General features: G+C 58.9%; 14 protein-coding genes and 1 pseudogene. 6 read left to right on the top strand and 9 right to left on the bottom strand.

Annotated features, from left to right (window positions below; translation table 11 throughout):
- Positions 1-65: 65 nt before the first annotated feature.
- Together CLV65_RS06960 and CLV65_RS06955 are read right to left on the bottom strand one after the other, a co-directional pair.
- Complete coding sequence (locus tag CLV65_RS06960) at positions 66-1,511, bottom strand: hypothetical protein (protein WP_094690372.1); 1,446 nt, start codon at positions 1,509-1,511, stop codon at positions 66-68.
- 241 nt (positions 1,512-1,752) lie between these two features.
- The gene (locus CLV65_RS06955) at positions 1,753-2,124 is read right to left on the bottom strand and encodes a DUF3073 domain-containing protein (protein WP_094690373.1); all 372 of its coding nucleotides are present in this window, start codon (positions 2,122-2,124) and stop codon (positions 1,753-1,755) included.
- 533 nt (positions 2,125-2,657) lie between these two features.
- Between CLV65_RS06955 and trpS the strand changes: the two genes are divergently transcribed.
- Complete coding sequence (trpS, locus tag CLV65_RS06950; protein WP_094690374.1) at positions 2,658-3,767, top strand: tryptophan--tRNA ligase; 1,110 nt, start codon at positions 2,658-2,660, stop codon at positions 3,765-3,767.
- 928 nt (positions 3,768-4,695) lie between these two features.
- Here trpS and CLV65_RS06940 read toward each other — a convergent pair.
- Positions 4,696-5,058, bottom strand: coding sequence for a sterol carrier family protein (locus CLV65_RS06940; protein WP_158216085.1), 363 nt, complete (start codon positions 5,056-5,058; stop codon positions 4,696-4,698).
- 695 nt (positions 5,059-5,753) lie between these two features.
- Here CLV65_RS06940 and CLV65_RS06935 point away from each other — a divergent pair.
- Positions 5,754-8,219, top strand: a complete 2,466-nt coding sequence (locus CLV65_RS06935; protein WP_094690376.1) for a glycogen/starch/alpha-glucan phosphorylase — start codon at positions 5,754-5,756, stop codon at positions 8,217-8,219.
- A gap of 783 nt (positions 8,220-9,002) precedes the next feature.
- On the opposite strand, the gene CLV65_RS06930 is transcribed toward CLV65_RS06935, so the two are convergent.
- Positions 9,003-9,740 (bottom strand): rhomboid family intramembrane serine protease, encoded by a 738-nt coding sequence (locus CLV65_RS06930; RefSeq protein ID WP_157847248.1) that lies wholly within the window; start codon positions 9,738-9,740, stop codon positions 9,003-9,005.
- A 325-nt stretch (positions 9,741-10,065) separates the two neighbouring features.
- Here CLV65_RS06930 and CLV65_RS06925 point away from each other — a divergent pair, with 325 nt between their 5' ends.
- Complete coding sequence (locus CLV65_RS06925; protein WP_094690378.1) at positions 10,066-10,302, top strand: hypothetical protein; 237 nt, start codon at positions 10,066-10,068, stop codon at positions 10,300-10,302.
- Positions 10,303-10,511: 209 nt separating this feature from the next.
- On the opposite strand, the gene crgA is transcribed toward CLV65_RS06925, so the two are convergent.
- Positions 10,512-11,102: a cell division protein CrgA gene (crgA, locus tag CLV65_RS06920; RefSeq protein WP_094690379.1), complete on the bottom strand. Its 591-nt coding sequence runs from the start codon at positions 11,100-11,102 to the stop codon at positions 10,512-10,514.
- A 56-nt stretch (positions 11,103-11,158) separates the two neighbouring features.
- Here crgA and CLV65_RS06915 point away from each other — a divergent pair, with 56 nt between their 5' ends.
- The 3 genes from CLV65_RS06915 to CLV65_RS06905 all read left to right on the top strand — a co-directional run bounded on the left by CLV65_RS06915 (position 11,159) and on the right by CLV65_RS06905 (position 14,315).
- Complete coding sequence (locus tag CLV65_RS06915) at positions 11,159-12,211, top strand: DUF881 domain-containing protein (RefSeq protein WP_244569060.1); 1,053 nt, start codon at positions 11,159-11,161, stop codon at positions 12,209-12,211.
- 103 nt (positions 12,212-12,314) lie between these two features.
- Positions 12,315-13,463, top strand: a complete 1,149-nt coding sequence (locus CLV65_RS06910) for a class E sortase (RefSeq protein ID WP_094690380.1) — start codon at positions 12,315-12,317, stop codon at positions 13,461-13,463.
- 186 nt (positions 13,464-13,649) lie between these two features.
- Complete coding sequence (locus CLV65_RS06905) at positions 13,650-14,315, top strand: anthranilate synthase component II (protein WP_094690381.1); 666 nt, start codon at positions 13,650-13,652, stop codon at positions 14,313-14,315.
- 155 nt (positions 14,316-14,470) lie between these two features.
- Here CLV65_RS06905 and pknB read toward each other — a convergent pair whose 3' ends face one another.
- The 4 genes and pseudogenes from pknB to CLV65_RS06885 form a co-directional block, all read right to left on the bottom strand.
- Positions 14,471-16,582 carry a Stk1 family PASTA domain-containing Ser/Thr kinase gene (pknB, locus tag CLV65_RS06900; RefSeq protein ID WP_094690382.1) on the bottom strand — a complete coding sequence of 704 codons (2,112 nt, stop codon included), beginning with the start codon at positions 16,580-16,582 and terminating at the stop codon, positions 14,471-14,473.
- A gap of 695 nt (positions 16,583-17,277) precedes the next feature.
- Positions 17,278-18,117: pseudogene (locus CLV65_RS06895) on the bottom strand (serine/threonine-protein kinase); the annotation flags it as partial.
- Complete coding sequence (locus tag CLV65_RS06890) at positions 18,114-19,580, bottom strand: peptidoglycan D,D-transpeptidase FtsI family protein (protein WP_094690383.1); 1,467 nt, start codon at positions 19,578-19,580, stop codon at positions 18,114-18,116. The pseudogene CLV65_RS06895 and the gene CLV65_RS06890, both read right to left, overlap by 4 nt.
- Entirely contained in the window at positions 19,577-21,220 is a 1,644-nt protein-coding gene (locus tag CLV65_RS06885) for an FtsW/RodA/SpoVE family cell cycle protein (RefSeq protein ID WP_094690476.1), read from the bottom strand. Before CLV65_RS06885 ends, CLV65_RS06890 begins: the two co-directional genes overlap by 4 nt.
- Positions 21,221-21,257 lie beyond the last annotated feature (37 nt).

Genomic DNA, 21,257 nt, shown 5'->3' with positions numbered 1-21,257 from the left:
AATACGGCGACACGCCTCACATCCGCGGCGTGTCGCCATACAGAACACACTCACACGCCGCACCCTCACGCCACCGGATCGACCACGCACAAACCACCGCTCGCATACCACAATGCCACGGAATCACCCACGCGCACAGCAGGACGACGCAAAGCATTCTCATCGGCCCCCAGATACGAGTCATCACGCCCCGGATCGCAGAACGCCCAGACCGCCTCCTCCTTCCCGCGCCGTTCAAACCGCACCAACGCCATGTACCCATACCCGCACCAGAACCTGCGGTTGAACAATGGCACCACCACAACATCCTCCACCACACCGGGGAACCGGCGAAACCGCCTTAACTCAGAAAATTCCGTGACGTTCCCATCGCCGATGCGCAAATCGTCACGCGGAAACGGCTTCGATGCCGTGGCCCGTCCATCAGCGCCCAACACGCCCTTGGCATACCCCGCGCGGTCAGACCAATATCCCACCGCCGTCACGTTCTCATGCCACGTCCGACCATACGGCCGCCCGTTCACGGCCAGACCATAGGAATCGCTGCGCGATGCGCCAATAGCACCGCCAGTCCCAGCGTCATCCGCCGTCCTTGAGCGCCAATCCTCCAGTTCATAGGAGAACACAACGGCCTGGTGGTCCTCCACATTGACGGGCTGGGACGCATCCGCCAGATCATGAACGCGCAAGAACGGCCGCCTGCCATCGGGCGCGAAACGGTACAGATACGCAGTGACCTTCTGCCCGGGGGCACAATCCCCCAACAGTGCGTTCGACCAGCATCGCACCGTCCCGCCGTCCGCCCAGGAGCATTCCACGAGCGCGAAAAACACGCGGAAATCCCACCTGTTAACCAGGCCGGGCCCCACGGCATACGTTGCATCAAGGGCAAGGGTATCGACGATTCTCCCAGAAACCGCCCGCAGCGGACCGGCATCGGGAATGCGCCATGCGGGGGTTACTGCGGATGCAACATCGATCCGCCCACTTGTCAACGGAAACGCGTCGCCGATGCACCGCGCCGACCGCAAGTCGATCAGGGAACGCTCAGGAAGCACCGTGGTCGCATCGCCGTCAGGCACCGCTTTCACGCGGCCGCGTTCCCTCTTATCGGAGGCGGAGAGCTTCGACGACTGTTTTTTCATCATGATCACCATGAGCACGGCGAACACAACAACGATCACGTCACTAGAAAGATGCGTCAGCCCCTGCCCTGAAACATCCCGTTGCGCAGCTTGCGCGTCGCTGACGATGCTGATCACAAACCGAACGACGCACACAACGATGGCGGTCACGAACGCGCCGAGCACAAGCCATCCGCTGATCCTCGACCGGCGCGCGGACACAGCGGCGCGCCCGCCCATATGCCAATGCCACTTCGCCTCATAAGGAAACACATCGGAATCCAAGCGTGTCGCACGATCACGAGCATGCACGTCGCCGTACTCCGCGAATCCCAAAGAGTCCGCATACTCCGCGTGCCTCGGCGCCGCGCCTCCGTCATCACTCATGGCCTCTCCTTTGCATGTACGCAGCATGTACGCAACCTCGCATCGGGTTCCGGATGGAATTGCAAACAAAACGATGGCTTTGCCCCTGGTGCTGCCTTTGTCCGAGACCCGATGCAACAAGCGCGAAAGAAAACAAAGCCGGGCGGATGGCGACCACCACCCGCCCGGCCAGGCATGAGACGTTATCGAGACGTTATATATGGTCCCGCAGCGCCATGCGCCGCACGCCTCTCAGCCAAATTCACTTCGCCGAATCGTCGGTCTCCGCCGCAGCGGACTCCGCGGATTTCTTCGACGCCGCGCCGCCCGGCTTAGGCATGGGGAACGGCCTGTGAATGGGCTTTGCTGCAACAGGCTTGCTTTCCTCAGCCTTCTTAGCGGCCTCAGCAGCCCACTGGGCATACTCATCCAGTTCTTCCGATGACACTTCATCCGCCACCGAAGTCTCCTGCTCGGCTTCATCCACAGATGCGAAAGGATCTGCCGCCGAGGGCTCCTCTCCATCTTGATGAGCGAGCTCCTGAGCGAGCTTGTCGTAATCCGTGTCAGTAGTCAGATATTTGAGCTTACGTGCAATCCGCTGTTGCTTAGCCTTCTGACGTCCGCGGCCCATCCGACCCCCTTTACGTCAGTCAAGATGCCTTAAGGCACAGTTGTTTGCTAAATCATCATTCAGTAGGTTACCACCTAATTTCGCTACTGGGCCGTCTCATTCGCCATGAGAACAAAAAATTCTGCATGATTGCCGCAATTGAGCTGATATCCGGCGTTTCTTCTACGCAACCAAGCGCGATCCACCACCACGAGGCATTGCGTGTTGCGGGTGATTAACCGTGCAGCAGTTGTTAATCGCATCGCAATTCGCGTTGCACACCCATGCTCCAATATGCGCCTGCAACTGTTACCCCGAAAATTTGCCCCTCCGATGATTCACTCTCTCTTTCGCAAAGGTTTCCGCAAAATCCCTTTAAGTATTTTTATCGGTGGATTCCGCGAGTATTCCACAGTCACAGGTCGCGTCAAGCCATAGACTTGGAACGTAAGAAATGCGAGAATCGCGAGACAATCAGGTCGCGCTTGAATATTCCCAATATTCAAGGATTCTCATGATTTCTAAGATTTCCAAGATTTCAAGGAGAAATCCACATGGTCGATGAATCACAAACGGCTGCCGAACCGCAGGTGACCGCCGCAGGTAACGAAATCAGCGACACGTTCGCAGCCGCGCAGAAGCGCTCTGCCGAGACCCTGGAGAAGCTGCGCGCCAACCCGAGCAAATTCACGATGCTCACCGGCGACCGCCCGACCGGACGCCTGCATCTGGGCCATTACTTCGGCTCCATCAAAGAGCGCGTCGCCATGCAGAACCTCGGCGTCAACACGAACATCATCATCGCCGATTACCAAGTGATTACCGACCGCGACACAACCGAGCACATCGGCGACAACGTGCTGGGGCTTGTCATGGATTACCTTGCCGCTGGCATCGACCCGAACAAGACCATGATTTACACCCATTCGGCAGTGCCGGCGGAAAACCAGCTGATGCTGCCGTTCCTCTCGCTTGTCTCGGAAGCGGAGCTGGAACGCAACCCCACGGTGAAGAGCGAGATGGAGGCATCCGGCCACGCGCTGACCGGCCTGCTGCTCACCTACCCCGTGCATCAGGCGTGCGACATCCTGTTTTGCAAGGCAAACGTGGTGCCGATCGGCAAGGACAACCTGCCGCACGTGCAAATCACCCGCACCATCGCACGCCGCTTCAACAATCGTTATGCAAAGAAGCACCCCGTGTTCCCCGAACCGGAGGCGATTCTTTCCGACGCACCGGAAATTCCGGGCCTGGATGGACGCAAGATGAGCAAGTCGTATGGCAATTCCATCATGCTGGGTGCCACCGCGGAGGAAACCGCGAAGCTCATCAAGAAGAGCCCCACGGATTCCGAACGCCGCATCACGTTCGACCCGGTGAACCGCCCGCAGGTTTCCGCGCTGCTCACCACCGCTGCGCTCTGCACTGGGCGCACGCCGCAGGACGTCGCCGAAGAAATCGGTGATGCCGGCGCAGGCGCACTCAAGCAGTTCGTGACGAAGGCCGTGAATGAGTTCCTGGCTCCGCATCGCGAGCGCCGCGCCGCCTTGGAGAAGGATCCCGATTATGTGCGCGATGTGCTTCACGACGGCAACAAGCGCGCCAATGAAATTGCGAATCGCACGCTCGATGAGGTGCGCGAGGCAATGGGCATGAAGTACTGATCAAGCACTGATCGCACTCCATGAGACGGCAATCCGGTTGGAGACGGCAATCCGGTTGGCGATGACATCCCGGCTCATGATAACGGCGTAGCTGGCGGATGCCATCGTCGGCTGTCTGGCTGCCGTCGACCATCCGGCCAGCCTAAGGGGCTTCGGCGAGAGCAACAACTCACGCCGAAGCCCCTTTCTATACCCCACTCGCCTATCGCCCCTTGCTCACGGGCGCCAATCCACCCGCCAAAGCGCCCATTGGACGATACCGCAAACTCCACGCTTTTGGCGCTTGTTCACGGGCGCCCATCCACCCGCCAAAGTGCCAGCCGCCACTCACACATAACCACCCCAGCGGCAACACCAAGACATCCAACCCCAGCAAACAAGCCACTCCCCGCCCCACCAACACCCCACACAGCCGTTATGCGCCAGCCGCCACTGGCACATAACCGCATTCCCCGGTTTTCACAGGCTTATGTGCCAGCTACCACGCGCACATTGCCAACCCCACCAGCATCCGACACACCGACACCCCAGCAATCCCAACAAACCTCCCAAAACACAACAGCCCGCCGCCAACAATGTGCCAGCCGGCACTCACACATAACCACCCCAGCGGCAGCACCAAGACACCCAACCCCAGCAAACAAGCCACTCCCCACCCACCAACACCCCACACAGCCGTTATGTGCCAGCCGCCACCGGCACATAACCGCCCCTCCCGGTTTTCACAGGCTTATGTACCAGCCACCACGCGCACATAGTCATGCCAGCCATACAAGGAACCCCAATAACAAGCCAATCCCGCACCCACACACTCCACCAAACGCGCCAATGTGTAAGCAAGCACTCACACATAGCAGGAAAACCGCGGCAAGCCGCGCTGTATTCACAACGGCGCGGTACCTCCAGCAGGGCGCGGTACCTCCAGCAGCTAAACAAGGGGGAGGAACCGACGCAGGTCATCGCGCGGCCCCACCGCAGCGATGTGCCCCTCATCCTTCTCTTCTTGCCACGTGGTGACACCGCACGCCATGCGCAACCACACGACGGGTTCAAGCTCGATGACGTCCGGCGGAGTGAGGTTGTGCGGATCAGAAGCTGGGCCATCGAGCACCTTGACTGCTGCATACGGCGCCACTCGCACCTCCACCCCCGGCCCTGGCGCACGTTTCTCAAGCAGATAAAGGGAATATCTCACCGCCATAGCCATCGCACGACGCCCCAACGTCGGCGAGACCCTCATGCGCAGCTCTGCAGAAGCCCGCTGCAATTGTGCAAGCGAGGATGATGCCATGGCGACCGCCGCGTCCGCTGAATCCGCTGCCGCAACGCTGCCGCCGTCTACACCATCCCCCTGTTCTGTGCCATCCCCCTGCGCAACGAGCATCTCGAGTTGCTCAAATGCCGCATCTTTCCATGCCTTCAGGGATGTGGCGCCTTCCAAACGATCCTTATCGTGAATCACTGCCATACCGCCGATTGTGCCACGCAGTCAGCCCACCAAACCGCCATTCTCTCGCAAACCCATCGTCCTTCCCATCATCCTTCAACAAAACCGCAAGCCCTCAGCCACGCGCCAAGCCACACGCCAAGCCACCTAAGCCACCCCGCAAACCGCCACACCGCAAACACACACCACCCCATCCTCTCAAAGCACCATCATTTGCAAAAACGTTGCATCAAAACAATCCCACCGAAAGCCACCATGCACCCATGCCAAAATCTTCACAAACAATCATGCCGATTGCGGGGAAATTCGTGAATAAGTCATTAAGAAAACGCCGAGAATATGCCGTTATGCGGCTTTTCTGGACATAACTTGCATTAGTATGGGACGCGTGCAATTTCAGTCTTCGCCATTCGCGTAGACCTGTGCCGCGCCGCCGAGGTGTGCAGCGCCCGCACGTCACTCGCATGCCAAACACAAACATGCGAGCAGATGAACGGCGAAGAAATGCATGACATCAATATTCAAGAAAGAGGGCCTGTATGGCAGCAATTACTGCACCCCACAACCCCATCTCTGCAACGGACTTCGCCAACGAAATCCGTACCGAGCTCAAGTACACTCAAGGCGTCACCCCGAAGGAAGCCACAGTCGACGACGTGTACGTCGCTGCAGCGACTGCAGTGCGCAAGCATCTCGTGGATTCTTGGGAAACCACCAAGCAGGACATGGTCAACGGCAACACCAAGGCCGTCGGCTACCTCAGCGCTGAGTTCCTGATGGGACGCCAGCTCCAGAACGCTCTGCTCAACGCCGGCCTGACCGACCAGTTCGACGCTGCGGTCAAGGAACTGGGCTATGACCCCAAGGACGTTATCGACGCTGAATATGAGCCGGGCCTGGGCAATGGCGGTCTTGGCCGTCTCGCTGCTTGCTTCATCGACTCCCTCGCATCCCTGGGCGTGCCGGCATTCGGCTACGGCATCCAGTACCAGTACGGCATCTTCAAGCAGAAGTTCGATGAGGACGGCAAGCAGATTGAGACGCCGGATTACTGGCTGCTCAAGGAGAACCCGTGGGGCCACACCGATTACAACCGCCAGGTGCACGTCTCCTTCGGCGGCAAGGTCGAAGGCACCAAGTGGGTTCCGGCATGGTCTGTGCGCGCCATCCCGGTTGACTACATGGTTCCGGGCTACAAGTCCGGCCGTGTGAACACCCTGCGTCTGTGGACCGCCAAGGCCGAGGACGAACTCGACCTGCTGACGTTCAACAAGTCTGAATACACCAAGGCCGTCGCCAACCAGATTCAGGCTGAGACCATCACGAAGATCCTGTACCCCGAGGATTCCACCAAGGTGGGCAAGCAGCTGCGCCTCGAGCAGCAGTACTTCTTCGTGGCCGCCTCCATCCAGGACGCCATCCGCACGTTCTACCCGGGTCAGGACAAGCCGGATCTCACGACCTTCCCGCAGAAGATCTGCTTCCAGCTCAACGACACCCACCCGGTGATCGGCATCGCCGAGCTCATGCGCGTGCTGCTCGACGACTACGGCTACGACTGGGATACCGCTTGGGACATCACCTCCCACACCTTCAACTACACCTGCCACACGCTGCTTCCGGAAGCTCTGGAGCAGTGGCCTGTGTCGCTCATCTCCGAGCTGCTGCCGCGCCACATGCAGATCATCAACGAGATCGATCGCCGCTTCGTCGAGGAGCTCAAGGGCCTCACCTCCGACGAGGAGAAGATCGACCGCATGCGCATCATCTCCACCGACAAGGAGCCGAAGGTGCGCATGGCTTACCTCGCCACCGCCGCCGGCCAGCATGTCAACGGTGTGGCTGAGCTGCATTCCGAGCTGCTCAAGGACGTGACGCTCAAGGACTTCTCGGATCTGTTCCCGCAGAAGTTCACGAACGTGACCAACGGCGTGACCCCTCGCCGCTTCGTCAAGATCGCCAACCCGCGCATGTCCGACCTCATTACCGAGGGCCTGGGCACCGACGCTTGGATCTCCGACCTCGAAATGCTCAAGGGCCTCGTGCCGCTGGCCGATGATCCGGAGTTCGTCAAGAAGTTCGCTGAGGTCAAGAAGGCCAACAAGCGTGACTTCGCCGCCTTCGCGAAGCGCAAGTACGGCTTCGACGTGGATCCGAACACGATGTTCAACTCCATGATCAAGCGTCTGCACGAATACAAGCGCCAGGCTCTGAAGATCCTCTCCGTGATCTCCACCTACGCGAACATCAAGTCCGGCAAGATCAACCCCGACGACCTCGTGCCGCGCACCGTGTTCTTCGGCGCCAAGGCAGCCCCGGGCTACTACCTCGCCAAGCAGACCATCCAGCTGATCAACAACGTCTCCCGCGTCATCAACAATGACCCGGCCGTCAAGGGCAAGCTGGCTGTCTACTTCCCGTGGAACTACAACATCGAGCTCGCCGAGAACCTCATCCCGGCAACCGATCTCGATGAGCAGATCTCCCAGGCTGGCAAGGAAGCATCCGGTACCGGCAACATGAAGTTCGCTCTCAACGGCGCTCTCACCGTCGGCACGCTCGACGGTGCAAACGTCGAGATCCGCAACCTCGTGGGCGCTGAGAACTTCTTCCTGTTCGGCATGAACGTGGACGAAGTCACCGACCTGTATGCCAAGGGTTACGACACCAAGGGTCTGTCCCACGACTACTACGAGTCCGACCCCGACCTCAAGCAGGCCATTGACCTGGTTGCTGACGGCACGTTCTCCGATGGTGACAAGGACACCTACAAGGATCTGGTCAACGATTGGCTCACGAAGGATTACTTCATGACCCTCGCCGACTTCCGCTCCTACATGGACATCCAGTCCAAGATCGAGGAGACCTACCGCGACGAGCAGAAGTGGGCTCGCATGGCTGTGCTCAACGTGGCCAACTCCGGCTACTTCAGCTCCGACCGCTCCATCGAGGATTACCTCGAGCGCGTGTGGATGACCGGCCCGATGCCGGCTCACCGGGCGTAACACCGGCGCCGCTGCAGTCAACGGTTGGCGTGTGGTCGGCTAAGGCTGGCTGATACCAAACCGTTGACCGGCTAGCCGGCTGTTTGCCGCGGTTCAGGGGGATGCTTCGCAAACGCGAGGCATCCCCTCATTGTTTATTTGCGGACAGGGTTCGCCACCTCCCCGCTAAGACGGCAGAGAACGCCGCTGTGGGGCTCCAATGCACGCGTGAAGCCCAAAATTACGACATCCTCATCCTCCACCTCAGAGACGGCCGCCAGCGCCTGCATTGAGCAAGATGCCCCAGACTCAAGGTCCAGGGTGAAAAGGGTTATTAAAGGGTTATTGCTTTCCTGCGCAGGTCACAGATGCCTGTAAAAATCAAGGTTCGTGAACATCTCAATTAATAGTTATCCACAAAGATGTCCACAGCAGTTCACAACTTACACGCTTGTGATTCTTGAATTGCTCCCGATTCACACCATCAATCCTCTTTAATCCCCAGCTATGCACAGGGAAAAGTCACAATAGTGGACAATTTTGTGGATAACCCATCTGAGCCCTGCAATTGCAACGTTTTTAGCTGTGCACAACAAATCAGATTACGGGTCTCGAACATCGTTTTTCGTTCGAATTTCACCGTTTGTTAAGCATGTAACGCACCGATTGACCCCACAGCAATCGGCATTGTTATCCACCCCTATCCCCACCTTTCCACAAAGTTATCCACATTGGTGGAAAGAGAGCGCCGGGACGCTACACCTACCATGCAGCGCCCCGGCACCAGTCTGCTCCCCTTTAACATCAACCTCTCAGAGATAGCACCGAATTCCATACGCTGGTGTATCGGCACAGCAGCACAATGCCCACAATCACAGCAACCACAACCAGCACGGTGATAATCGTGCGCTGCGTGTAATTCAAGACGCGCCGTATGGCGGTGGTGCCAATCAACATGCTTGATGTGCCTGCGCCCGTCAACAGACCGCCGACATGCGCCTGCCACGCGATGTTCGGCACGAAGAACGGCATGGCGAGGTTGATCACCACCAGCACAATCAACGAACGGATATCAAGATGCATGCGCGAATATGCGACCAGCAATGCACCGAACAGACCGAAAATCGCACCGGAGGCGCCGTAGGAGGATTGAAACCATGACTGCGGATCGTCAAGCACACGCGCATACACCATGTTGCCCGCATCGCCACCCAGCCCGCTGAGCAGATACAAAGCCAGGAATTGCCAATGCCCCAGCAGCTTCTCCAGCGAGGGAGCGATGAACCACAGGGTGATCATATTGCCCAGAATGTGCCACACATCGACGCCAGGAGCGTGCATAAACATCGATGTGAGGAATATCCACGGCTGCGATTTCGTGAGCGCCGGGATGAATGCCATGTCGTAGACCATGGATGCGAACGCATTGCTGCTGGAATAGTAAGCGATTTGCTCCACCAACCACATGAGCACGCACAAAGCGATGATGATGCCAGTGATGACCGGACCACGATGCCTCCACTCATATCGCAGTCGATGCATCCAACGTCTGGGAGAAAATCTGATTGGAGAAGTCATGGTTCAACTCTAATGCACACGAGTGGCGTCCGCAGCGACGTCGGTTTCCGGCATCGGTTTATTGAGACGGATTCCATATAATCCATTGCACTGGCTCCGCGCCCGTCGCCATGACGCACTACGCGTCACACGCCTGCATTGTCCCGCCGTGGAACAACACACCGACACGTGCGACATGCCTGTGTTTTGCGGCGTTTCTTGAATCTGGACACCACATTTCACAAGAGGCAATACAATATATTCAACGGCTTGGAAGAGCAAGCCCGAGCTTTCCTGAAAGGAGACTTCAATGGAGAACAAGTCTGGTAACGGCTGGAAGTTTTTCGCCATCCTCTTCGGCGCCTTGCTCGCGGGTGCAGTCGGGTTCTACATCTACAAGCAGCAGAATCCTGAATACGATCCGTGGGAAGAGCCTTGGGAAAACAGCTCTTCGCCTGTCGACCTGGGTCTTGACGACGCAGATGACGACGAAGCTGAGGATGAGGACGCAGCTCCGGCAGCTGAAGCCGAGAGCGAAAAGGCCTGATTCCCCAACTGATTCACAGCTTTTGTAAGCATAACGAAATGCCTGGCGGGCAGTGCACTTGAGCATGCCCACCAGGCATTTTGCTATGGTGCGGGACAGCTAAAAATTCGCCCTCGCCTACGCATGATGCGCAAAACGAGGGCAATACAAAAGGCTCTGAAAGCGTCAACCGCAGCAGCAACCTGCAATCAAATGGTCAGCGCCAATTATCAGTGCCACCACATTGTCATGAGGAAGCCAACGAGCATGATGCCAAAGCCGATGAGCAGATTCCAGTTGCCGATCTTCGGAATAGGCCATGAAGCTCCGGTCAGGTAATAGACCACGATCCACACCAGGCCGAGAATCATGAGGCCGCACATGATCCACAGGAACCACGTGGGATTGGTCTTCGTGCCTTCAATGGACTTCTCGACTCGACGGCTCTGCTCCTTTTCACGCTGAAGGAGACGGCGCATCTGCGGCGTGAGGTTCTTTTCGTTGTCTTCAGCAAGAAGTTCATCAATCTTACGGGAGATTTCGTCGGACTTTTCCGAATCCTCGGCGTCGGCATCCTCAGCATCCGCGTCTTCGGTGTCCGAGCCCTTATCCGCGTCCTTATCGTCGGCGGTGCTGTCGGAATCCTCAGTGGAATCCGAATCCGCCTCAGCGGAATCGTCAACCGCGGCATCGCCGTCGGTCTCTGCGCCGTCTTCCGCTGCCTGCGCCTGTGAATCGTCTGAATCGGTCTGCGGGGTGTCCTCGAAGTCAGGCGTATCGTCTTCGATAGCGTTTTCGAGTTTCTCGTCCGTGTCGGCCATGGGAAAATCTCCTTTGGATTAAGCTACTAGAACATAGTAGTGATTAGAGTGGAAATATGACAACAAACGCCGCCTCTCGTCAAGCCCAGGCAACCACTGCCGAAGGCTCTGGCCGCGAGCGCCGGCATGCCTCAAAACACGGCGGACGCGCCGGCGCAGCAGAGCATAGCACTGTCATATTGGAATCCACGCATGGCAATACTTGGCACGACAATCCTGCAGGCACCGAGCCCGGTCACAGCCACAGGCACATACGCCGCCGCAGCGTCATTTCCAAAATCGCCGCCCTCATGATCACCGCCTTGGCCGGCTACATGCTTGTTGCCAACGTGAACCTCAATCGCAAGACGACAATCACCACAAACACACGCGAGCTTATCGAAAAGCGCCAAGAACGTGCCGACGAGCTCACGGATGACATCACTGCGCTTTCCACAAAACTCGACGCTGCCAAAGAGCTCAGCGGGAACATCACCGAATGGAACGTGACCCCCACCGTGCAAGACACTGGTTCCGACACGATGCTGCCCAAGGTCGAGGGGCCGGGGATTTCCGTGCAACTCAACGATTCGTCGTATGCATCCGCCCTGTCGAGCACCAGCGGCAATGACGTCAACGATTACGTGGTGCACCAACAGGACATTGAAGCCGTGGTGAATGCTCTGTGGGCCGGCGGTGCCGAGGCGATGACGATCCAAGGAGTGCGCGTGGAAAACACGACGGCAGTGCGCTGCGTGGGCAATGTGCTGCTGCTCAACGGCCATACGTACTCGCCGCCGTACACGGTGCAGGCCATCGGCTCGTATGATGCGATGCATCAGGCGCTGCAGGATTCCAAGGCGATCCAGCTGTATCTCGAATATGTGAAGCAGGATGGTTTGGGATGGAAAGTGACGAAGGAGGACGACCTCGTGTTCGAGAAAGTGGCGAGCTCCCTGCAGTCCTTGCATTTTGCCAAGATGACGGATCAAAGCCAGCTGCAAGCGACCGCCTCGCAAAATTCCTTATCGAGTACCGACGATTCGTCAAGCTCTGATGATTCATCAGACTCTGATGATTCGGCAAAACCCGATGATTCGCAAAGCTCCGACGATTCCGGCAGTTTCTGAGAATCCGCACAAGCCCAGCAGCCCCAGCCCAATAGACCACCCCCAGCAGCCCCACAACGCCCCACAGACAACGCCCCACAGACAACGGGCACAAGAAGGCATCATGAACGACGCACGAAACGCACTCCGCACCCCAGACACCCGCACAGGCGGTCAGCGGCGCACACAGCGCCACCCGGTTGCCACGGTGGCAGGCGTCATTGGCGAAATCCTTGTGCTGTGCGCCATTATCTGCGCCTTGTACGTCGCATGGCAACTGTGGTGGACGGGCGTGGAATCCACGAAAAGCCAAAACGATACGCTCAGCGAAGCCTCGTGGTCGGCGCCCGCCAGCGCCTCGGATGGTAGCTATGCCATCGCCCCCGAACAATCCCCCGACACTGCACCCGCGTCGACCACCACGCCCGCGGAAGGCAGCCTCATCGGGCAAATCTACATTCCGCGTTTCGGCTCCGCATGGTCGCGCACCATTGTGCAAGGCACACAACTGCGTGAGCTCAACACCGGCGGCCTGGGGCACTATACGGAAACCGGGATGCCTGGCGCGCTAGGCAATTTCGCCATAGCTGGCCATCGCGCCGGCTACGGCGACCCGCTGGGCGACATTGACAAACTGCAGGCCGGCGACGCCATCATCGTGCGCACCGAGGATTACTGGTATGTCTACGAATTCACATCATCCGAACTCGTGCTGCCCAACCAAGTGGAAGTGTTATATCCGGTGCCGCATGATGCCAGCGCCACGCCCACGCAGCGCCTCATCACCATGACCACATGCCATCCGCGACTGCAAAACCCCACGCACCGTTGGATCGCATACGGAGAGTTGAAATACTGGGCAAAAGTGTCGGACGGCATCCCGCAGGAGCTGGCCGGCGCCGCGCAATCCTCGCAAGGCACGCTATTCACACGCACAGGCAACAGCAACGCACAGGTCACAGCCAGCTCGCTGCCATCGCCATCCCGCATGTGCATCGCGCTGCTGCTCGCCTACGCAGCCGTATGGCTGTCGGCCGCCATTGCATGGCAGTGGCCGGACATCCGCAAGCGCCGGCAAAACTCCGATTACAAATCGTTCAGCCTGTGTGGCTGGTACGTGCGGTTGCAGCCCGGCGTGCTGCCGGTAAGGGCGTGCCTGGCAGTGCTGCTGGCGGCGGCAGCGGTGGCGGCGATGTTCGCTTGGGTGTTCCCATGGGCGGCGCTCAACATACCGTATTTGCAATTGGCATCGAATTACGTGGCGGTGCAATGACCTCGTAGCGTGCATCGGCCGGTGTGATGCCCCTGCCGGCCGCGCGACATCTCAGCCACCGTTATGCCCCGTCCGGCCTGCCCCAGCAGCCACACGCCCCGGCACACGCTACACGGACACCGTCAGCCGCACGCAATGCAGCGACCGTATAATTCCACAAGGTAGGCACTCATACAAGGAGGACGCATGGATTCCGCACGCATCCTGGTCATCGATAATTATGATTCTTTCGTCTATACGATCGTGGGATACCTGCAGACGCTGGGAGCCACCACGAAGGTGGTGCGCAATGACGCGGTGGATCCCCGGCATCTCGATGTGCGCGTGTTCAACGGCGTGCTCATCTCTCCCGGCCCGGGACAGCCGTCGCAGGCAGGCGCGAGCGAGGATGTGATTCGGCTGTGCGCTGAGACGAACACGCCGATGTTCGGCGTATGCCTGGGATTGCAGGCACTCGCCGAGGTGTATGGCGCAACGATCGTGCATGCGCCCACGATTCGCCATGGCAAGACAAGCCCCATCGAACATGAGGATGACGAGATTTTCGCCGGCGTGCCGAACCCCATGACCGCCACCCGCTACCATTCGCTGTGCATCGACCCGGAAAGCCTACCCGATACACTGCACGCGACCGCCCACGCCACTGACGATGGCACGATTCAGGCTGTGCGCGTCGTAGGCAAGCCGATGTATGCCGTGCAGTTCCACCCGGAGTCAGTGATGACCGAAGGCGGATATCGTCTGCTTGCCAATTGGCTTGCGTCATGCGGCCAGACGAATGCCGTCGCCAAGTCCGCAGGGCTGCGTCCGAACGTGAGCGCCACATTGCGTGAACAGCCTGCAGTGGCTTGAGGCGCACCTCTCTAACCTCTCATCGCCATCATGACGGCTTGTGACCGGCATGATGGCGTCTTAATAAACACGTTGCCTCAAGCCAGCAATGCTGCAATGGCTTGAGGCAACGTCAATCCGGGGTATTAATCCTGGGTATCGCTCCGGCTATCGACCTAGGATTGTCTCTTCGACGAACTTCCTGATGAGTCGGATTGCGACGGATTTTGCGCGCTCGGATCAGACGAACTGGACGTATCTGATGAACCCGATGAACTGGACGAACTGGACGAGCTACCGCCGCTCATCGTCAGCGTCACCGTGGCCCCCTGCGCCACTTGGTCGCCAGCCGAACTCTCCTTGCCATTCACCGACATGGCGGTCACGGTTGCGGAATCGGAAGACGATCCGCTGCGTGCCGCGGTCAAGCCCATTGATTTAAGCGTGGCGGCGGCATTGTCGTATGTCATGCCGATAACCGAAGGCAGGCCAACCGTCTTGGGGCCGGTGGACACGTAAATCGTGACCTGGGCACCCTGCGCCACAGAATCACCGGATTCAGGCGACGTGCGAATCACAACGCCCTGCGCCACGGAATCCGAGCTCTCCTGCTCAACGACAACCTGCAGACCCTGCTGGGACAGTGTGGACTGTGCCGCGGATTGGGTTGCGCCCACGAGGCCATCCGGCACAACGGTCATGCCGTTGGAGATATACAGATCCACGCTGCTGCCTTTCTTGGCGCTTTCGCCACTGGCAGGGTCAGTGCGGGTCACGTTGTCCTTCGCAACGGATGCGCTGTTTTCGGTGTAGATGCTGCCCACCTTGAAACCGGCGGCTTCCAGCTGGCTCTGTGCCTCCGACTGCGTGGAGTCAGACACATCCGGCACCTTGGCCGACTGCGGACCGGCGGAGAACCAGACGGTCACCGTGCTTCCCTTGTCGACGGATGTGCCGCCGGCAGGGTCCTGCTTCGTGAACGTGCCGGCGTCCTCAGTGGAATCGGTGTCTTCCTTGTATTGGAACACGAGTCCGGCGGCCTCAATCTGCTCCTTGGCGCGATCGCGGGACGTGCCCGCCGTGATGGTGGGCACCGTGACCTGCTCGACGGCCGTGCCTTGGGAGTTCATGCGAATCACCACGAAAGCCGCCACAGCAAGCGCCACGACCACAAGCACGGCAACAACGGCGATGACCTTCTTCTTGCTCTTCGAGCCTTTCGTCTTCACCGCGGTTGCTGCACCATTGCCGGCGGACGTGGCGTACGGGCTGGTCATCACACCAGTGGCGCCCATGCCGTCGGATGCCGCAGTCGCCGGAGGGTATGCGGAGTAATCCTGTTCGACCGGCGGAATGCTGTATGGCGGGGTGTCTTGCAGCTTATCGGCGACCATCGGCGCCACGGAGTTGGACGCGAGAGGCTCCACGCCGTTCATCAAGCGCACAATGTCATCGCGGAATTCACCGGCGGTGGAGTAACGATTGGCGCGGTTCTTCGCCATTGCCTTCGCCACGATGGCGTCCCATTCCTTGGGCAGTCCCGGCACAATGGCGCTGGGCGGCGTGGCGGTTTCGCTCACATGCTGGTAGGCGATGGCCACGGCGGAGTCGCCGACGAACGGCGGGCGGCCGGTCAGCATTTCATACAGCACGCAGCCTGCTGAATACAGGTCGGAGCGCATGTCCACCTGTTCGCCGCGAGCCTGCTCGGGGCTGAGGTACTGGGCTGTGCCCACCACGCCTTGCGATTGCGTCATCGTGGTCTGGGAATCATCCAACGCGCGGGCGATGCCGAAATCCATGACCTTGACGATGCCTTCGTTGGAAATCATGATGTTTCCAGGCTTGATGTCGCGGTGGATGATGCCTTCGCGATGCGAATACTCCAATGCGGACAGCACGCCAATCATGACCTGCGCAGTGTCGTGTTCGCTGAGTGCGCCGTTGATCTTAAGAATGTCGCGCAGCGTCTGACCTTTGATGTATTCCATGACGATGTACGGCACTCGCACCGTGTGCCCGCCTTCGTCAGAGAATTCCTCATCGCCCGAATCATAGATGGCCACGATGTTCGGGTTGTTGAGTTTGGCGACTGCGAGCGCTTCACGGTGGAATCTGCGCAAGAAGATCTGGTCAGTCGCCAAGTCGGAGCGCATGATCTTGATGGCGACGGTGCGGCCGAGACGTGTGTCTGTGCCGATGTGCACCTCCGCCATGCCTCCATGCCCGATGAGGTCGCCGACGGAATATCTGCCGCCCGCGAGCGCCTGGGGAATGTACATGCTCATTGCGCACCATCCTTAGGTTGCTGCTCGTCTGCTCTGTTGAGAGTCTGTGGTTGTTGAGTCTGTGGTTCTTCTACGTTTCGTTGCTGAGCCTGCTGAGCTTCGCGCGGATATTCCGTCGGCGGTTTCTGGGGCGCTGGCTGCGGCTGCGAATCCTGCTGCGTCGGTTTCGGCTTGGGAACCGGTTCCGACGGCGGTTTCATAGGCGGTTGATCCGTGGCTGCGGTCCTGTGCGCCAATGCGGCGTCAATGGCTTTGCTCAGGCTTGTGCCTATGTTGACGCTGTTGATGCTTATGCCCACGCTTGTGTCTTTCGGCGCATAATACGTAGGCATTGCGGATGACGCAGCACCTGACCGCGCGGCACTGGTGGAGGCGAATGCAGATGCCGTGGATTGCGCAGCGGCCGCTGCAGCCGCACCAGTGACCGGATTGTCGACCACGGGGCTGGATGCCGCCGGCATTGCAGCACTGTTGGCGTCGAAATGCATGTCAACGATCCGTCCAGTCGTCTGCTGGCTCAGCGGCGCAAAATCCGTGGCAGTCGCATGCGTCGCATTCTCCTGCCGGGCGATATCGTCGCGTTTGACCGCCGCACGGTCGGTCAAATCGACCATCCACGCCGGCGGCTCGTACGGATCGCTGTAGATCGTGCGGCCATGCGGCTTATCGCGATGCACATGAATGGGCGGAATGTTCGCCGTCTGTTCATCCCACAGGTGGTCAAGAATCGCCTGAAGGTTGCGAGACACTTCAAGGGCGTCACGCGGCCTGTCCTTCGGATTCTTGGCAAGCATGCCCATCACATATTCACGCAGACGCCAGTCAATGTCCTCCGGCAAGGGCGGCACGGGCTCATTCACGTGCGCTGCCGCGATGTCGACGCTCGTCTTGCCAGTGAACGGCCGATGCCCGCACAGACCTTCGTATGCCACCACTCCGAGCGAATAGATGTCGGATTGCGGCGTCGCCTGCTCGCCTTGTGCTTGCTCAGGCGAAATGTATTGGGCGGTGCCTACGACCATGCCATCCTGCGTGATCTGCGCCTGGTTCGTGGAATAGCTCACGCCAAAATCCGTGATCTTCACCTGCCCGTCAGCGGAGACCATGATGTTCGCCGGCTTCACGTCGCGGTGAATGACGCCATGGGAGTGCGCCACATACAGCCCTCGTGCCACTTGGATGAGGATCGGCAGCAATTCCACGGCGGGCATGGGCGCGCGTTCCTTGTAAATCTGGGCAAGGGAGGGACTGTCGACGTATTCCATCACGAGGAACCCCACGCCGTCGTTTTCGTAATAGTCGAAAAGCGCCGCGATATTGGGGTGCGCCAGGTCAGCGGAATTATGGGCTTCGGCACGCAAACGCCGAAGCCTGCTGCTGTTGGGGTCATCGAGATCGCTGCGCAGCGCCTTGATGGCGACTGGGCGGTTCAATTCGATGTCGTAGCCTTTCCATACTTCTCCCATGCCGCCTTGGGCAAGGCGCTTGTCCAGGCGGTACCGATGGTGCATCAACTGCCCTGGCACGAGCCTCATTGCGAAATCGCCTCCTCCAGCACTGTCTTCATCACCGGACCGGCGGTCTTGTAACCGAAATCCGTGGTGTTGTGAACAACGACTGCAATGGCGATCTGCGGATCATCAGCCGGTGCGAATCCCGTGATCCATGCGTCGATGAGCCCCTGTCCGTTCTGCGCAGTGCCAGTCTTGGCGGCGACTTGCACATTGTTGAAGTTCAAGGAAGGGTACTCTTTGTTGACCATTGTCTTCATCAGCTGCTTGAGGGCATCCGCCGTGGAAGAGCTGAATGGAGTGTTGAGCACGCTGGCTTTCGTCGTGGAAATGGTCGTCAGGTCGGCGCTTTGCACGCCATCCACCAAAGTGGGCTGCATCTCCTTGCCACCGTTGGCGACCGTCGCGGCGATCATGGCGTTCTGCAAAGCCGTTTCCGTAGTGTCGCCCTGGCCGATGCTTTGCAATGCCAGCTTGTCGTCCGACACATCAGTGGGGAATTGCGCCGCCACCGACTTCATCGCCTGGTCTTCATTTGAACCAGAATCAACGGTGATGGAACTGCCGAATCCCAACGCTTGCGCCATGCTGCCCACCGTCTGCGCCCCCAGCGCAACGCCAAGCTGCGCAAAAGCGGTATTGGACGAATACGCAAACGCATCCTCCAGTGAAATCTGGCCGTTGGAGCCTGCTCCCGCTGATGACGCATTGGTCAGCTGCGTATTCGTGCCGGGAAGCGTGTAACTCGCTCCCGCTGGAATCTGCGAATCGGCTTGGTATTTGCCGGATTCCAGCGCGGCTGCCGCCACGACGATCTTGAACGTGGACCCCGGCGGATACAACTCGGAAACGCCCTTGTTGAGCATGGGGTTGCTGGAATCCTGCACGAGAGACTGGTATACGGAATTCACCGCGGACGTATCGTGGGATGCGAGCTGGTTGGGGTCATAGCTCGGCGTGCTCACCATCGCCAGAATGCGCCCGGTCTTAGGTTCGATCGCCACGACCGCGCCCTCGCAACCCGTGGATGACAAAGCATCGTATGCCGCTTGCTGCAGCTTGGGGTTGATGGACGTGCGAATGGTGGCTCCGGCGTTCTCAGTGCCGGTGAACAAATTCTTCACCCTGCTCCACCACAGGCTGTTCGCATTGCCGGAAAGCAGTGAATTGCGCGACGCTTCGATGCCACGGTCCGCGTTGATCGTGATGGAATAGAATCCGGTCACCGGGGCATACAATGCGCCGTTCGTGTAGGAGCGCTGGTAGCTGAACGGATCGTTGACCGCGTCGGATTGCGCGATCACTGTGCCGTCTGACGCGAGGATGGATCCGCGGGGCACGCTGAACTCCTCATAGAGCATGCGGGAGTTGCGCGGGTCAGCGTTGAGCTTGGCAGCGAATACCGACTGAATCATCGACGTGCTCAGTCCAAGGAGTATGAACAGCACCACGATGACATAGAAAAGATGACGCAAAGACTTGTTCATCGTTGTGCCTCCTTCAAATCATCGGACGAATCATCGGAACCGTCGCCGGAGCCTTGAGGATTGTCATAGTTATCGTAGTCAAACCCCAAATCCAGCAATGCCGGGTCTTCTCCCGTCTCCTCATCGTATCTCATGCCGCGCGCGCCTTCATTGCGCGGAACCACAGGCACACGGGCTGTTTGCGCAAAAATCGGGTCGTCGTATTCCGGCTCCCCTTCAGGCTTGGCGGAAGGAGGCGGAACCACGGCGGTCGTCTGCGCGCTCTTCTGGGAATGCCGCGCCGCCTGCCCGCGTTGCGCTGCTGCCGCCGCTTCTTTCTGAGCGTTGCGGATCACCTGCAGGGCTTCCTGCTGGAACTCGGTGTCGGACGCATCCACCTGCGGAGTGTTGGCGCCGTTGTTCACAATGACGATGAGCGCGGCGAGCATGAGGTTTGCCATCATGCTGGAGCCACCGGCAGCCATGTAAGGCAGCGTGAGGCCTGTCAGCGGAATGAGCAGCGTGTTGCCGCCCACGACAGTGAACACTTGGAACGCCATCGAAAACATGAGGCCTGCCGCCAGCAGTTTGCCGAAACCGTCCTTTGATTTGAGCGCCGTGAGGATGCCGAACACCACCAGGCACAGATACAGCATGAGGATTGCGAGCGCACCCATGAGCCCCAGTTCTTCGCCCAGGGAATCATAAATGAAATCGGAATTGCCCAGTGGCGTGAGTCCAGGCATGCCTTGGCCGAGTCCGGTGCCGAAAAGCCCGCCGGACGACAGACCGAACACACCGGTCACCAGCTGTTCAGATCCTCCCTGCGCCTGATACACCACTGCGTCGAACGGGTGCAGCCATGATTCCACGCGCCCCTGCACATGCGTGAACAAGGTGTAGGCAGCGTATGCGCTGCCGCAGAAAAACACGAGACCGATGATCGCCCAGCTTTTCTGGCCTGTCGCCAGATACAGCATGCACACGAACATCGCGAAAAACATGAGGCCGGTGCCCAAGTCCTTCTGCACCACCAGCACGCCCATCGAAATGCCCCAGACCACGAGAATCGGACCGAGGTCTTTCAGACGAGGGAAGCGAATGCCTGCGAATTTCTTACCACCCACCGCCAGCTGGTCGCGGTGGTCGAACAGGTATGAGGCGAAGAACACGGCGAGGAACAGCTTGGCGAATTCCGCAGGCTGGATGGTGTGCGAGCCAAAGTGAATCCAGATGCGTGCCCCGTTGAGCGTCATGCCCAGATGAGGAATCATCGGGGAGAGCAACAGCACCAGGCCAATCACCATGCACACATATGAGAAGCGGCGGAAAATGCGGTAATCACGGATGCATATCATCATGACCGCAAACACGCCCAAGCCCATGAGGAACCACATGAATTGGCGCCCGCCCACGTTGGACGCCACGCCATTGGCCTGCGATTCCAAGTCGATGCGCGCAATCATCGTGATGCCTATGAGCGCCAATGTCGTGACAATCGACAGCGGCGTCAAGTCGGCATGACGCTGGAAGTAGAGCACCACAGCGACATCCACGGCAATCACGACGATGAGCGCCACGCACAACACGAGGTATTCGTGAGGGAGCTCACCAGTGACATGCATGAACATCTGGAACATCGCCAGGAATCCAACCGCCATGCCAAAAAGAAGCAGAAGGATCTGACGGATTCTTGCA

Source organism: Pseudoscardovia suis (assembly GCF_002797875.1).
Classification (GTDB): Bacteria; Actinomycetota; Actinomycetes; order Actinomycetales; family Bifidobacteriaceae; genus Pseudoscardovia; species Pseudoscardovia suis.
The sequence above is the reverse complement of the archived record's forward strand: the minus strand, read 5'-3'. Positions and strand labels throughout refer to the sequence as shown.

Coding starts and splice junctions, on each gene's coding strand:
- CLV65_RS06905 (WP_094690381.1), top strand. CDS start 13,650: ATGGATTCCGCACGCATCCTGGTCATCGATAATTATGATTCTTTCGTC.
- CLV65_RS06960 (WP_094690372.1), bottom strand. CDS start 1,511: ATGAGTGATGACGGAGGCGCGGCGCCGAGGCACGCGGAGTATGCGGAC.
- crgA (WP_094690379.1), bottom strand. CDS start 11,102: ATGGCCGACACGGACGAGAAACTCGAAAACGCTATCGAAGACGATACG.
- CLV65_RS06890 (WP_094690383.1), bottom strand. CDS start 19,580: ATGAACAAGTCTTTGCGTCATCTTTTCTATGTCATCGTGGTGCTGTTC.
- pknB (WP_094690382.1), bottom strand. CDS start 16,582: ATGAGCATGTACATTCCCCAGGCGCTCGCGGGCGGCAGATATTCCGTC.
- CLV65_RS06940 (WP_158216085.1), bottom strand. CDS start 5,058: ATGGCATCATCCTCGCTTGCACAATTGCAGCGGGCTTCTGCAGAGCTG.
- CLV65_RS06910 (WP_094690380.1), top strand. CDS start 12,315: ATGAACGACGCACGAAACGCACTCCGCACCCCAGACACCCGCACAGGC.
- CLV65_RS06930 (WP_157847248.1), bottom strand. CDS start 9,740: ATGCATCGACTGCGATATGAGTGGAGGCATCGTGGTCCGGTCATCACT.
- CLV65_RS06885 (WP_094690476.1), bottom strand. CDS start 21,220: ATGGCGGTTGGATTCCTGGCGATGTTCCAGATGTTCATGCATGTCACT.
- trpS (WP_094690374.1), top strand. CDS start 2,658: ATGGTCGATGAATCACAAACGGCTGCCGAACCGCAGGTGACCGCCGCA.
- CLV65_RS06925 (WP_094690378.1), top strand. CDS start 10,066: ATGGAGAACAAGTCTGGTAACGGCTGGAAGTTTTTCGCCATCCTCTTC.
- CLV65_RS06955 (WP_094690373.1), bottom strand. CDS start 2,124: ATGGGCCGCGGACGTCAGAAGGCTAAGCAACAGCGGATTGCACGTAAG.
- CLV65_RS06915 (WP_244569060.1), top strand. CDS start 11,159: ATGACAACAAACGCCGCCTCTCGTCAAGCCCAGGCAACCACTGCCGAA.
- CLV65_RS06935 (WP_094690376.1), top strand. CDS start 5,754: ATGGCAGCAATTACTGCACCCCACAACCCCATCTCTGCAACGGACTTC.